This is a genomic window from Streptomyces sp. NPDC017991 (assembly GCF_044328075.1).
Lineage (GTDB): Bacteria > Actinomycetota > Actinomycetes > Streptomycetales > Streptomycetaceae > Streptomyces.
Window position 1 is genome coordinate 1 of the sequence record NZ_JBIRGP010000037.1, and the last position, 13,387, is coordinate 13,387.

The following is a 13,387-nucleotide window of genomic DNA, read 5'->3' on the forward strand; positions in this document are numbered from 1 at the left end:
CGGACGGAGGAACTCCCACTCCTCATCGGACAGTTCATGTCGACGTATCACCCGACCATGATCCACTACTCAAGATCAATTGAAGACACGACCTAAAGGCTCAAAAGATTGCGCCGTTCCCCGCGCCCCTGAAAGCCGAAAGATTGCGCCGTTCCTCGCGCCCCCGAAGGGGCGCGCCTCACTGGACCGCGGTCAGATGGTTCTCGACGTCCGAGCGGGCCAGGCTTCGGGCTCTTCTCGCCGGGCCTCGCCAGCCGCAGGTGCATCGAGCCAGGCAGAAGGGGCCTTGCTCGACCGTCGTCGTCCGGTGTTCCGGGGGAGTGATCTCTTCCTGCTGCGCCACGCGCCCCACCGTACCGATGCCGGGTAAACGCTTCCCCATGCCCGGCGCCCGCGTGACAACACCTCCCACCAGTCGTTAAGCGAGACGACACGAGGCCCGCCCAGGGACGTCCCGGCTGGGGGTAGCAGGCGATGGTGGAGCGGCAGCGAAAACGAGGGGACGGGGCGGTCGCCCTGGCCGCCGCGGTGACGGGGCTTCTGCTCTGCGCCACCGGATGCTCGGGCGGTGGCACCGCGTCCGACGGCGCCCGGGCGGCCGAGGACCCGGTCGAGGTGCTGCACGGAGCGGCCGGAAACCTGGTCCGCGCCGGTACGTCCAAGGCGCGTACGTCCATGGAGATGGCGACCGGCGGCACCCGCGTGACCATCCGCGGCGAGGGTGTCTACGACTTCGCGGACCAGGTGGGCCGGCTGAAGGTACTCCTCCCGCAGGACCCGGCCGGCGCCGACGGCCACCGCCCCATCACCGAGCTGCTCGCACCGGGCGCGCTCTACATGAAGAACCGCGGCGCGGGCGTGCCCACCGACAAGTGGGTGCGGGTCGACACGGCCACGCTCTCCGACGGGAACCTGGTCACGGGCGGTGCGACCGATCCGTTCGCCGCCGCGGAGCTGCTGCGGGGCGCGCGCGAGGCCACGTACGTGGGGAGGACGTCGGTGGCGGGCACAGCCGTACGGCACTACCGGGGCACCGCCGACCTCACGGTGGCCGCGCGCGATGCCTCGGCGGGCAACCGGAAGGCGCTGCGGGCGGCGGCGAAAGGCTTCGCCACGGCGACGGTCCCCTTCGACGTCTACCTCGACGACCAGGGGCGTATCCGCAAGGTCCGCCACCGGTTCAGCTTCGTGAACGGGCGGCAGAAGGACACGGTCGCGGTGGCCTCCACGACACTGCTGTACGACTTCGGAGCCGCGGTCGACGTACGCCTGCCGAAGACGAAGGACATCTTCGCCGGGCGGATCGCCCAGTGAGGGAACGATGGCGTACGGGGCCGGAAATGGTCCGTTGGTGCCATGCGCTGTCCGTGGGCCGCTCCCTACTCTAGGAAGTCGGTAACGGCAGGAAGAGGTGATGCACGTGGCTCCGGCGCGCGGTACGGCAGTTCAGGACCACGTGGCCCTGGCCGAGATCGAGCTGTGCGGCGACTTGATCATCGCGGCCTCGGCCGCCCGAGAGGACCGTCTCAGCCCCGACCGCATCGACGAGGTCCTAAAAGTGGCCGAAGAACGCTACCCCCACCAACAACCCAACCCACACCCCCACTAGGGCCGCAGGCAACGGCACGGTCTGCTTGCCTCCAGGGCCGCGGGCAACGGCGCAGTCTTCTGACTTTCAGGGGCGCGGGGAACGGCGCAATCTTTCCGCCTTGAGGAGGCGCAGGCAACGGCGCGGTCCGTTGCCTCCAGGGGCGCGGGGAACGGCGCAATCTTGTCGCCTTGAGGGGGCGCGCGGAACGGCGCAATCTTGTCGCCTTGAGGGGGCGCGGGGAACGGCGCGGTCCGTTGCCTCCAGGGGCGCGGGGAACGGCGCAATCTTTTCCGGCCCCCCGCCCGGCAAGGGCTACGTGCGCAACAGCCGAGCAATCGCCTTCGTAGCCTCCTCCACCTTCGCGTCGATCTCGGCACCCCCCTTGACCGCCGCGTCAGCGACACAGTGCCGCAGATGCTCCTCCAGCAACTGCAGCGCGAACGACTGCAACGCCTTCGTGGAGGCGGAGACCTGCGTGAGTATGTCGATGCAGTAGACGTCCTCGTCGACCATCCGCTGCAGCCCCCGCACCTGCCCCTCGATCCGCCGCAGCCGCTTGAGGTGCTCGTCCTTCTGTTCGTGGTAGCCGTGGATCCCGCGATCGTGGTCGGTCATGATCTCCGCGGCACCCGCCTCCGCCGCACCGGTCTCCCCGGAGGGCGCCGTGGCGCCGGCCTCGGTGGTCGTCATCGCGTCCTCCTGCTGACTGATACCCCTACCGGGTATATCGTAACGAACTTTGCTGGGTATAGGGCCCTTGGCAGATGCCCTCGCGGGACCCCGTGCTGATCACTGTGCCCGATGGGCGACACTGGGGGGCGGCCGGTTAGCCGTGGCCGGATGATGCGCCTAGCATCAGCCTGACCGACACCGAAGCAATCCGAGGACCCCACGTGCGATTTCGTCTGACCCCCAGGGAGACGAGCTTCTACGACATGTTCGCCGCTTCCGCGGACAACATCGTCACGGGCTCCAAGCTCCTGATGGAACTGCTCGGGGCGGACTCGTCCGGCCGAGCCGAGATCGCAGAGCGTATGCGGGCCGCGGAACACGCCGGTGACGACGCGACGCACGCGATCTTCCACCAGCTGAACTCCTCGTTCATCACGCCGTTCGACCGCGAGGACATCTACAACCTCGCCTCGTCCCTCGACGACATCATGGACTTCATGGAGGAGGCCGTCGACCTGGTCGTCCTCTACAACGTGGAGGAACTGCCCAAGGGCGTCGAGCAGCAGATCGAGGTACTGGCACGGGCGGCGGAGCTGACCGCCGAGGCCATGCCGAACCTGCGCACGATGGACAACCTCACCGAGTACTGGATCGAGGTCAACCGTCTGGAGAACCAGGCCGACCAGATCCACCGCAAACTGCTGGCCATGCTCTTCAACGGCAAGTACGAGGCCATCGAAGTGCTGAAGCTCAAGCAGATCGTGGACGTCCTCGAAGAGGCCGCCGACGCGTTCGAGCACGTGGCCAACACGGTGGAGACCATCGCGGTCAAGGAGTCCTGACCCCTTCATGGACACCTTCGCCTTGATCGTGACCATCGGTGTCGCGCTCGGATTCACCTACACCAACGGCTTCCACGACTCCGCGAACGCCATCGCCACCTCCGTGTCCACGCGCGCGCTGACGCCGCGTGCCGCACTCGCGATGGCCGCCGTGATGAACCTCGCCGGCGCCTTCATGGGCAGCGGGGTCGCCAAGACCGTCAGCGAGGGCCTGATCGAGACACCGCACGGCAACCGGGGCATGTGGATCCTGTTCGCCGCGCTGGTGGGCGCGATCGTGTGGAACCTCGTCACCTGGTACTTCGGCCTGCCGTCCTCCTCCTCCCACGCGCTGTTCGGCGGCATGGTGGGCGCGGCGCTCGCCGGCGGCATCGATGTCATCTGGTCCGGCGTCCTGGAGAAGGTCGTCATCCCGATGTTCATCTCCCCGGTCGTCGGCCTGATCGCCGGCTATCTGGTGATGTGCGCGATCATGTGGCTCTTCCGCCGTTCCAACCCGCACAAGGCGAAGCGCGGTTTCCGTATCGCGCAGACCGTGTCGGCGGCCGGCATGGCTCTGGGGCACGGCCTCCAGGACGCCCAGAAGACGATGGGCATCGTGGTGATGGCCCTGGTCATCTCGGACGTCGAGGAAGCGGGCGACCCGATTCCGGTCTGGGTCAAGATCGCGTGCGCGGTGATGCTGTCGCTGGGTACGTACGCCGGTGGGTGGCGCATCATGCGCACGCTGGGGCGGAAGATCATCGAGCTGGATCCTCCGCAGGGGTTCGCGGCGGAGACGACGGGTGCGTCGCTGATGTTCACGACGGCGTTCATCTTCCACGCGCCGATCTCCACGACTCATGTCATCACGTCGGCGATCATGGGTGTCGGGGCGACGAAGCGGGTGAACGCGGTGCGGTGGGGTGTCGCCAAGAACATCATCCTGGGCTGGTTCATCACGATGCCGGCGGCTGCGCTGGTGGCGGCGACGAGCTTCTGGCTCGTGGACGTGGCGTTCCTGTAGCCGCCTTTTTCGCCCCCGCCGCCCCTACCCGTTCCCGTCACGTACCTGGGGGCTCCGCCCCCAGAACCCCTGTCGGGCTGACGCCCTCGTCCTCAAACGCCGGACAGGCTGAAGCCCCGCTTGCCAGGGGCGCGGGGAACGGCGCGACCAGCCCCCACCGACCTCGCGGACGAAGTCACCGGCAAGCCAACGGGCCCGCCTCCCGGCGAACCGGGAAGCGGGCCCTATCGGTCCCCGCGGTGGCACCGCCATGCAGCACCGCGAGGGGTCCAGAAGACGTACGAAAGACATCAGAACGAAGGACGTCAGAACGAAGGACGTCAGGTCGAAGGACGCCGGATCGAAAGGCGTCGGATCGAAAGGCGTCGGCTCAGCCGAAGCGTCCCGAGATGTAGTCCTCGGTGGCCTGCACGGACGGGTTGGAGAAGATCCGCTCGGTGTCATCGATCTCGATGAGCTTGCCGGGCTGCCCGACCGCGGACAGGTTGAAGAACGCCGTCCGGTCGGAAACCCGCGCCGCCTGCTGCATGTTGTGCGTCACGATGACGATCGTGAAGCGCTCCTTCAGCTCACCGATCAGGTCCTCGATGGCCAGCGTCGAGATCGGGTCGAGGGCCGAGCACGGCTCGTCCATGAGCAGCACCTTCGGCTCGACAGCGATCGCCCGCGCGATGCACAGACGCTGCTGCTGACCACCGGACAGGCCGGAGCCCGGCTTGTTCAGCCGGTCCTTGACCTCGTTCCAGAGGTTCGCGCCCTTCAGCGACTTCTCCACGATGTCGCCCAGCTCGGACTTCTTGTAGCTGCCGTTGAGTCGCAGCCCCGCCGCCACGTTGTCGAAGACCGACATCGTGGGGAAGGGGTTCGGACGCTGGAAAACCATGCCGACCTCGCGCCGCACCGACACCGGGTCGATCCCGGCGCCGTACAGGTTCTCGTCGTCGAGCATGACCTTGCCCTCGACGCGTCCGCCCGGCGTCACCTCGTGCATCCGGTTGAGGGTGCGCAGGAAAGTGGACTTGCCGCAGCCGGAGGGGCCGATGAAGGCCGTCACCGATCGGGGTTCGATGGCCATCGAGATGTCCTCGATGGCTCGGAACGAGCTGTAGTAGGCGCTGAGGCCGCTGACGTCGATTCGCTTGGCCATGGGGATCACTGCTTCTTTCGAGGGGGAAGACTGGTCGCTGTCTGGCCGCGTCAGCGACCGGTCTTGGGGGCCTTCCAGCGGGCGATGCCGCGAGCCGCCAAGTTGAGGATCATCACGAACGCGATCAGCGTGAGCGCCGCCGCCCAGGCCCGGTCGTACGCCGCACCGGAGCCGCCGCTGTTCGCGTACTGCTGGTAGATGTACATGGGGAGCGAGGCCTGCGGGCCGTCGAAGGGGTCCGTGTTGATGAAGGTCGAACCCCACACCAGCAGGAGCACCGGCGCGGTCTCACCCGTGATGCGGGCGACCGCGAGCATCACGCCGGTCGTGATGCCGCCGATGGAGGTCGGCAGCACCACCTTCATGATGGTGCGCCACTTCGGCACTCCCAGCGCCAGCGAGGCCTCACGCAGCTCGTTCGGCACGAGCTTGAGCATCTCCTCGGTGGAGCGGACGATCACCGGCAGCATCAGGATGGTCAGGGCCATCGCACCGGCGAACCCGGAGTAGCCCATGTCCAGGATGATGATCCAGAAGCTGAGGACGAACAGGCCCGCGACGATCGACGGGATGCCCGTCATGACGTCGACGAAGAAGGTGACGGCCTGGGCGAGCCTGCCCCGCCCGTACTCCACGAGGTAGATCGCGGTCAGGATGCCGATCGGCACGGAGATCACCGTGGCGATGCCGACCTGCTCAAGGGTGCCGAGGATCGCGTGGTAGATGCCTCCGCCGGGCTCGGTGTCGGTCACCAGACCCATCGAGTGGCTGAGGAAGTAGACGTCGAGGACCTTCACCCCGCGCTTGACGGTCTCCCAGATGAGCGAGACCAGCGGGATGACGGCGAGGAGGAACGCGACCCAGACGAGGCTGGTCGCCACCCGGTCCTTGGCCTGCCGGCGGCCCTCGACCTTCGCGGCGATGCCGTACGACGCGACCACGAAGAAGACCGCGGCCATCAGGCCCCACTGGATCTCGCTGTCCAGTCCGGCCGCGGCGCTGATGCCGAGGCCCAGCGCGATCGAACCGCCGGCGATCGCGTACGGGCTCCACTTGGGCAGCGTCGCGCCCTGCAGGGAGCTGGGACGCCTGTCGTTCACGGTCTGGCTCATGCGTTGGCCCCCGAGTACTCCGCGCGGCGGGCGATGATCATGCGGGCCCCACCGTTGACCAGCAGGGTGATGACGAACAGCACCAGACCGGAGGCGATGAGCGCGTCCCGGCCCATCTCGCTGGCCTCGCTGAACTTGCTGGCGATGTTCTGGGCGAAGGTGCCGCCGCCCGGGTCGAGCAGGCTGGCGTTGATCTCGAAACTCGGGGACAGGACCGTGGCCACCGCCATCGTCTCGCCGAGCGCGCGCCCGAGGCCGAGCATCGAGGCGGAGATGACACCGGAGCGGCCGAAGGGCAGCACCGACATGCGGATGACCTCCCAGCGCGTGGCGCCGAGGGCCAGTGCGGCTTCCTGGTGCATCAGCGGAGCCTGCCGGAAGACCTCGCGGCTCACGCTGGTGATGATCGGCAGGATCATGATCGCGAGCAGGACGCCCACGGTGAACAGCGAGCGCGGTGCGCCGCCCTGCCAGTCGAGGATGCCGGTCCAGCCGAAGTAGTCGTCCAGCCAGCCGAAGAGACCGATCATGTGCGGTGCGAGGACCAGGGCGCCCCACAGGCCGTACACGATGGACGGCACGGCGGCGAGCAGGTCGATCACGTAGGAGAGGGGACCGCCGAGCTTGCGCGGGGCGTAGTGCGTGATGAACAGGGCGATGCCGACCGCGATCGGTACCGCGATGACCATCGCGATGATCGACGAGATGACCGTGCCGTAGACCAGGACCGCGATGCCGAAGCTCGGCTCCGCGGCGGTCGGGTTCCACTCCAGGGTCGTGAGGAAGTTGCTCTCGTCCTTACTGATCGCCAGCACGGAGCGGTACGTGAGGAAGGCCGCGATGGCGGCCATGATCACGAGCAGGAAGATGCCCGACCCGCGGGACAGGCCGAGGAAGATGCGGTCGCCGGGCCGGGTGGCCCCGCGGGCCGCGCGCTTCTGCTCGGCCTCGGAGGGTGGGGAGACGGGGGGAGGCGCTGCGGAATTCTTGGTGGATATATCCATGAGGTTCTCCGGTCTGCGGGGCCACACACCGTGTGCGGCCCCAGGCGGCGGTGCACCGGACGGCGCGCGGTCCGGCCCCTCGTCCGGGGCCGGACCGCGCGCTCAGGTCAGCTCAGGCCCGCGACGGTCGTACGGACCTTCGCGATGATCTCCTCGGGGATCGGGGCGTAGTCGTTCTCGGCCAGGATCTTCTGGCCGTCCTCGCTGGCGATGTAGGTGAGGAACGCCTTCGTGGCGGCCAGGGTGTCGGCCTTGTTGCCCTTGTCGCAGACGATCTCGTACGTGACCAGGGTGATCGGGTAGGCGCCGTCGGCCTTGGTCGCGCGGTTCAGTTCGAGCGCGAGGTCCTTGCCGGTGCCGACGACCTTGGCGTCCGCGATGGCCGTGGTGGCGTTCTCGACGGTGGCCTCGACGGGTTCGCTGGCGCCCGTGTTCAGCTTGGCCGCGGCGATGCCGTCCTTGGCGTACGACAGCTCCATGTAGCTGATGGCGCCGGAGGTCTGCTTGACCTGCTGGGCGACACCGGAGGAGCCGGACGCGGACTGGCCGCCCTTGGCCTGCCAGGCCTTGCCGCCCTCGTACTTCCACTGGTCGGGCGCGGCCGCGATCAGGTACTTGGTGAAGTTGTCCGTGGTGCCGGACTCGTCCGAGCGGTGGAACGCCTGGATCTTGAGGTCGGGCAGCTCGGCGTCCGGGTTCAGCTTCTTGATCGCCGCGTCGTTCCAGTTGGTGATCTTGCTGTCGAAGATCTTCGCAAGGGTCTCCGCGTCGAGGACGAGGCCCTCGACACCCGGGACGTTGTAACCGACGGCGATCGGGCCGCCGACCATCGGCAGGTCGATGCCCTGGCCGCCGGAGCAGACCTCCTTGGAGGCGGTGACCTCTTCGGGCTTCAGCGCGGAGTCGGAACCGGCGAAGGCGACCTGGCCCTGGGTGAACGCCGTGACGCCGGCGCCCGAACCCTCGGACTTGTAGTTGATCTGCACGTCCTTGCAGGCGGTCACGAACTGCTTGACCCACGCGTCGATCGCGTTCTTCTGCGCGGAGGAGCCGTTGGCCAGCAGCTGGCCCTTGGCGTCGTCACACTTGATGGAGCTGTTGGCGGCGGTCGTGCTGCCGTCGCTGCTGCTGCCGGTGTCGTCCGAGCCGCACGCCGTCAGCGCAAGGGCGCCGGAGACGGCGACAGCACCGAGGGAAAGGGCGCGAAGCCGGTTCTTGCGCTGAAGCTTCACTTTCGTGAGTTCCTTCCAGAAGCCGCCGGTGCGGCGGCGTGCGATGTCATGGGGCCTGCTGGTTCATCGACCGGTACAGGCGCTCGCTTCCGTCCGCACCACGCACCGGGTAAGGCCGAAATTAGGCAGAACAGGTGAAGCCGCCGATGGCCGTGAGTGAACGCAGGGTGAACCCCTGCCGTCAGTGCGGTGAGGTCACGGAACGCTTACGGGGAGAACACGTGAGGGTCCCGACGAACGGAAGCCCTCCCTTCGCTCTGTCGCCCGTCTCCCGCCCCTGGCCAAAACCCGCCGTCGCGGCTTTACGTACTCGTGCACCTACGCGTGGGATTGCCGGACGCCGCCTGTGGAACCCGCCGGGCGGTTGACCCGTCTCGTTCAACGGGAGCAACGGGAGGCGCACATGCAACGGCGTACGTTCATAGGCGGCACGGCGGCGGTCGCGGTGACAGCGGCGTCGGCGGCATGCAGCGGCAAGGGCTCGGGGCCGCGGTCGGCCGGGTCCACGCGCACGACCGGCACGCCGGCCAAGGGCACGGGAGCGACCACGACGGCCAAAGGCACCCCGGCGGGCACTCCGGCCGCCGACCTGCGGGCGCTGGCCGCGGACCTGGACGGCCCCCTGGTCCGCCCCGGCGACGCGGACTGGGCGGCGGCCCGCCAGCTCTACAACACCCGCTTCGACTCCCTGAAGCCGACAGCGGTCGCGTACGTGGCCCACCCCGACGACATCCGTACGGCCCTCGCGTACGCCCGCGCCCACGGCGTCCGCGTCTCGATCCGCAACGGCGGCCATTCGTACGCCGGTTGGTCCTCCGGGAACGGCCGGCTGATCGTCGACGTGTCGAAACTGTCCCGGATACGCGCGTCCGGCGGCGAGGCGGTGATCGGCGCGGGCGCCAAACTGATCGACGTCTACCGCGGGCTCGCCGCGAAGGACGTGACCATCCCGGCGGGCTCCTGCCCGACGGTGGGCGTCTCGGGTCTGGCGCTGGGCGGCGGCCACGGGGTGGTGTCGAGGGCGTACGGCCTGACGTGCGACAGCCTCACGGGGGCGACCCTGATCACGGCGGACGGCAAGCAGCTCACCGCGAGCGCGACCGAGAACAAGGACCTGTTCTGGGCGCTGCGCGGCGCGGGCAACGGCAATTTCGGCGTCGTCACCGAACTCCGCTTCACCACGCACCCGGCCCCGCGGGGCGTGGCGGCGAACATGTCCTGGCCGTGGTCGAGGGCGGCGGCGGTCCTGGCGGCCTGGCAGGAGTGGGGCCCCGACCAGCCGGACGAGATCTGGTCGTCGCTCCACATCGAGAACGCGGCCGGCGGCACCCCCACCATCTCCGTCTCCGCGTTCTCACTCGGCACGTACGGCGACCTGCAGAACGCGGTGGACCGCCTCGCCGACCGCATCGGCGCCTCCGCACGGAGCGTCTCTCTCAGGCGCCGTTCCTACGAGGAGGCGATGGAGGTGTACGCGGGCTGCTCGTCCTTCTCGGCCGACGCCCAGTGCCATCTCCCGGGCGGGACACCGGGCCGCTCTCCGCAGGGCGCGCTGGGCCGCGAGACGTACGCGGGCCGCTCGGACTTCTTCGACCGCTCGATCTCGGCGGCCGGCATCCGGACCCTGCTCTCCCACATGTCCGGGGTACGGGGCGGCACGGGCAGCATCGCCCTCACCGCTCTCGGCGGCGCGATCAACCGGGTCGACCCCACGGCCACGGCGTTCGTCCACCGCCGCTCGCGCATGCTGGCCCAGTACATCGCGGCGTGGCGCCCCGGCACCTCCGGCAGTACGTCGGAGTCCTGGCTGACGGCCACCCACACGGCCATGCGCCCCCACGCCTCGGGCGCGGCCTACCAAAACTACACGGACCCCACCCTCCGCAACTGGCGCAAGGCGTACTACGGCCAGGCGGCCCCCCACCTAAAATCCCTGAAATCCCAGTACGACCCCAAAAACTTCTTCAACTTCCCCCAGTCGCTGTAGCCCACAACTCCCCAGGCCCACGAGAAACGACGCAGCCCTTCGCCTTCCAGGGGCGCGGGGAACTGCGCAGTCTTTTGCCTTCGGGGGCGCGGGGAGCGACGCGGTCCGTTGCCTTCCGGGGGCGCGGGGAACGGCGCAATCTTTTCGCCTTTAGGGGCGCGGGGAACGGCGCAGTTTCTCAGGGGCGCGGGGAACGGCGCAATCCGTTGCCTTCAAGACGGCGGGGGACGACGCAGTCTTTCGCCTTTAGGGGCGCGGGGAACGGCGCAATCCTTCAGGGGCGCGGGGAACTGCGCGACCAGCCACAGCGGACCCGCACCAGACACCCCCACCCCAGCCCCCCACACACCCGCCCACCCAGCCACTACCTACCTACCTACCTACGCCGCAAGATCCCGCTCCGCAGCATCCACCTCACCACGAGACCCAGGAATCACTTTCTCCCGCGCCCCGGCGGAGCGATCCGCCCGAACCAACCACCCCACCCGCCCAGACCGCTCGACAGCCTTGACCACAGGCGTCAACAACGCGGTGGCAAGCGGCGAAAGCAGCAGAACAACAGCCGTCCCGAGCGCGAACCCTCCGACCACGTCAGTCGGATAGTGCACGCCCATATAAATCCGGCAGAACCCACCGAGCAGCGCAAGCACTATCCCGACAAGCCCGAACTTCCGGTTCGCGACAAACAGCCCGACCCCCATGGCCATCATGAGAGTCGAGTGGTCGCTCACAAACGAATAGTCGCTCTTGCCGCCGATGAGGACATCAAGCCCCTCATGGTCCACAAAGGGCCGAGGCCGTTCGACGAATCCCCGTATCGGCACGTTCACGAGTACGGCGACCCCGGCGGCCAACGGCGCCCAGATCAGTGAGGCCACGGAGGACGCGGCCTCGTCCCCACCCCGCCGCCGCACGTTCCACCAGCACCACAGCACCAGCAGAACCATGACGAGCAGGAGTCCCCACTCGCCCACGAACTCCATGACGCGGTCGAACCAGTGCGGCGCGTCTTTGGCGAGACCATTGATGTCGTAGAGCAAGTCGACGTCGGGGTTCGATCCGGAGTCGGCGAGTCCAGCCATGGTGCAACGGCTCCTTCGTCGTCATCTTTCCGACGCACCCACCGGATGCGTCGCGCCACAACCCCCGTCGTCGGCTACAAGAACAGGAACGCACACTCCCCTTCAATACGTTCCACCCTCCACCGAATGATCACGCAGACGTTATCGAAGAGAGATACATCGCCGCAGCTCAGGGGTGGATTTCACACAGAGGTGGGCAATGCTTTCGCGCCATCTTCGGTCACCCGCGTCGCCCCGAAGTAGTCAGGGGTGTCGATGGCGTCGAAGCGGATCACGGCACCCGTCCGAGGGGCGTTGATCATGTACCCGCCGCCGACATAGATGCCCACGTGCCGGATGGCCCGGGAGTTGGTGAGGTCGTCCGAGAAGAAGACCAGGTCCCCGGGCAGCAGCTCGTCCCGCCCAGGGTGCGGACCGGCGTTGTACTGGTCGTTGGCGACCCGCGGCAGGGTGATCCCCACCGTCTCGTACGCGGCCTTGGTCAGCCCCGAGCAGTCGAAGCGTCCTCCCTGGTCAGCGGTGCCGTTGCCGCCCCAGAGATAGAGCGTGCCGAGCTTCTTCTGCGCGAAGTAGATGGCGCCGGCGGCCTGCTGCGAGGGCTGCACGCGACCGACAGGAGCGGCGAAGCTCTCCTGCAGCGTCGTGATCGTCTTCACGTAGTTCCGGGTTTCCTTGTACGGCGGAACGCCCCCGTATTTGATGACGGCGTACGCCCCCGCGTTGTACGCGGCGAGCATGTTCTCCGTCGGGTTCCCGGGCGCGTCCTTGACGTACTTCGCGAGCGTGCAGTCGTACTTCGCGGCCGATGGAATCGCGTCATTCGGATCCCATACGTCGCGGTCGCCGTCACCGTCGCCGTCGATTCCGTGCGTCGCCCAGGTCCCGGGGATGAATTGCGCTATCCCCTGCGCGGCGGCCGGGCTCTTGGCGTCGGGATTGAACCCGCTCTCCTGATACAGCTGCGCGGCGAGAAGTGCCGGATTAATGGCGGTGCACAGATTGCCCCACTTCTGCACGAGCGTCCGGTACGCCGCCGGCACGGACCCCTTGGCGAGGCCGACAGCCCCCTGCCCCACACCGTTGGCGAGGTTCCCGGCCACCATGTAGACGCCGACCACCAGCACCATGACGAAGCTGAGCCCCGCCCCCACGGCGGCGGTCGCCAAGATCCAGCCCTTACGCACCGTCAACCGCCCCTCGCCGCACGGTAATCCGAACGTCAGTGTAGAGGCGGAAGGCCCACCACGGAATGATCACCCCGCGCCCCCTCCACCCCGCCGCCCCACCGCACGGACCCAGGACGGGGATACGGTTGCCGTCGAAGACCTTCGACGCCCTCACCCACGTACTCGAAGAGAGCCCGACCCATGTCTGACATCCCCGCGAACCTCACCTGGGAACGCGCCGCCCCGCCGGAGGCGACCGGGCCCGGCCCCTGGATCGAGCTCGCCTTCGGCGACAACGAACTCGTCTACATCCGCGAGACCAGCGACCCCGAGACCGTCGTCACGACCACCCGGAAGAAGTGGGACGCCTTCGTACTCGGCGTACAGGCTGGCGAGTTCGACCACTTCGTGGAGGGAGTGGAAGGGTTCGAGGGATTCGAGAGCGGTCAGTCCTAGGAGTTGTCTTCAAATGTCACGCCCACATCAGGAGCGAGGCGAGTGTGACGGCTGCTTGGTAGGACTCGGCGGTCTTGTCGTAGCGGGTCG

14 protein-coding genes are annotated in these 13,387 nt (G+C 68.0%); 6 read left to right on the plus strand and 8 right to left on the minus strand.

Annotated features, from left to right (window positions below; genetic code table 11):
* Positions 1-178: 178 nt before the first annotated feature.
* Complete coding sequence (locus ACH4DZ_RS44650) at positions 179-343, minus strand: hypothetical protein (RefSeq protein ID WP_398295554.1); 165 nt, start codon at positions 341-343, stop codon at positions 179-181.
* A 131-nt stretch (positions 344-474) separates the two neighbouring features.
* Between ACH4DZ_RS44650 and ACH4DZ_RS44655 the strand changes: the two genes are divergently transcribed.
* Entirely contained in the window at positions 475-1,314 is an 840-nt protein-coding gene (locus ACH4DZ_RS44655; protein WP_398295538.1) for a hypothetical protein, read from the plus strand.
* 100 nt (positions 1,315-1,414) lie between these two features.
* A complete protein-coding gene (locus tag ACH4DZ_RS44660; RefSeq protein WP_398295540.1) occupies positions 1,415-1,609 on the plus strand; it encodes a hypothetical protein in 195 nt (64 codons plus the stop codon).
* A gap of 294 nt (positions 1,610-1,903) precedes the next feature.
* On the opposite strand, the gene ACH4DZ_RS44665 is transcribed toward ACH4DZ_RS44660, so the two are convergent.
* Positions 1,904-2,281, minus strand: a complete 378-nt coding sequence (locus tag ACH4DZ_RS44665) for a metal-sensitive transcriptional regulator (RefSeq protein ID WP_398295541.1) — start codon at positions 2,279-2,281, stop codon at positions 1,904-1,906.
* 203 nt (positions 2,282-2,484) lie between these two features.
* On the opposite strand from ACH4DZ_RS44665, the gene ACH4DZ_RS44670 reads away from it, so the two are divergent.
* Entirely contained in the window at positions 2,485-3,105 is a 621-nt protein-coding gene (locus ACH4DZ_RS44670; RefSeq protein ID WP_107015224.1) for a DUF47 domain-containing protein, read from the plus strand.
* Positions 3,106-3,112: 7 nt separating this feature from the next.
* Positions 3,113-4,111, plus strand: coding sequence for an inorganic phosphate transporter (locus tag ACH4DZ_RS44675; RefSeq protein WP_107015223.1), 999 nt, complete (start codon positions 3,113-3,115; stop codon positions 4,109-4,111).
* 370 nt (positions 4,112-4,481) lie between these two features.
* Here ACH4DZ_RS44675 and pstB read toward each other — a convergent pair whose 3' ends face one another.
* The 4 genes from pstB to pstS form a co-directional block, all read right to left on the minus strand.
* Positions 4,482-5,258: a phosphate ABC transporter ATP-binding protein PstB gene (gene pstB, locus ACH4DZ_RS44680; RefSeq protein ID WP_107015222.1), complete on the minus strand. Its 777-nt coding sequence runs from the start codon at positions 5,256-5,258 to the stop codon at positions 4,482-4,484.
* 50 nt (positions 5,259-5,308) lie between these two features.
* Positions 5,309-6,370, minus strand: a complete 1,062-nt coding sequence (gene pstA, locus ACH4DZ_RS44685) for a phosphate ABC transporter permease PstA (RefSeq protein WP_398295543.1) — start codon at positions 6,368-6,370, stop codon at positions 5,309-5,311.
* Entirely contained in the window at positions 6,367-7,374 is a 1,008-nt protein-coding gene (gene pstC, locus ACH4DZ_RS44690) for a phosphate ABC transporter permease subunit PstC (protein WP_398295545.1), read from the minus strand. The genes pstA and pstC overlap by 4 nt, the downstream gene beginning before the upstream one ends.
* 107 nt (positions 7,375-7,481) lie before the next feature.
* Positions 7,482-8,606 carry a phosphate ABC transporter substrate-binding protein PstS gene (gene pstS, locus ACH4DZ_RS44695; protein WP_398295546.1) on the minus strand — a complete coding sequence of 375 codons (1,125 nt, stop codon included), beginning with the start codon at positions 8,604-8,606 and terminating at the stop codon, positions 7,482-7,484.
* A gap of 403 nt (positions 8,607-9,009) precedes the next feature.
* On the opposite strand from pstS, the gene ACH4DZ_RS44700 reads away from it, so the two are divergent.
* Positions 9,010-10,593 (plus strand): FAD-binding oxidoreductase, encoded by a 1,584-nt coding sequence (locus tag ACH4DZ_RS44700; protein ID WP_398295548.1) that lies wholly within the window; start codon positions 9,010-9,012, stop codon positions 10,591-10,593.
* 380 nt (positions 10,594-10,973) lie between these two features.
* Here the strand turns inward: ACH4DZ_RS44700 and ACH4DZ_RS44705 are convergent, their stop codons facing one another.
* Positions 10,974-11,675 carry a phosphatase PAP2 family protein gene (locus tag ACH4DZ_RS44705; RefSeq protein ID WP_398295549.1) on the minus strand — a complete coding sequence of 234 codons (702 nt, stop codon included), beginning with the start codon at positions 11,673-11,675 and terminating at the stop codon, positions 10,974-10,976.
* 182 nt (positions 11,676-11,857) lie between these two features.
* Positions 11,858-12,859 (minus strand): NlpC/P60 family protein, encoded by a 1,002-nt coding sequence (locus ACH4DZ_RS44710; protein WP_398295552.1) that lies wholly within the window; start codon positions 12,857-12,859, stop codon positions 11,858-11,860.
* A gap of 183 nt (positions 12,860-13,042) precedes the next feature.
* On the opposite strand from ACH4DZ_RS44710, the gene ACH4DZ_RS44715 reads away from it, so the two are divergent.
* Positions 13,043-13,297, plus strand: a complete 255-nt coding sequence (locus ACH4DZ_RS44715; protein ID WP_398295551.1) for a DUF397 domain-containing protein — start codon at positions 13,043-13,045, stop codon at positions 13,295-13,297.
* Positions 13,298-13,387 lie beyond the last annotated feature (90 nt).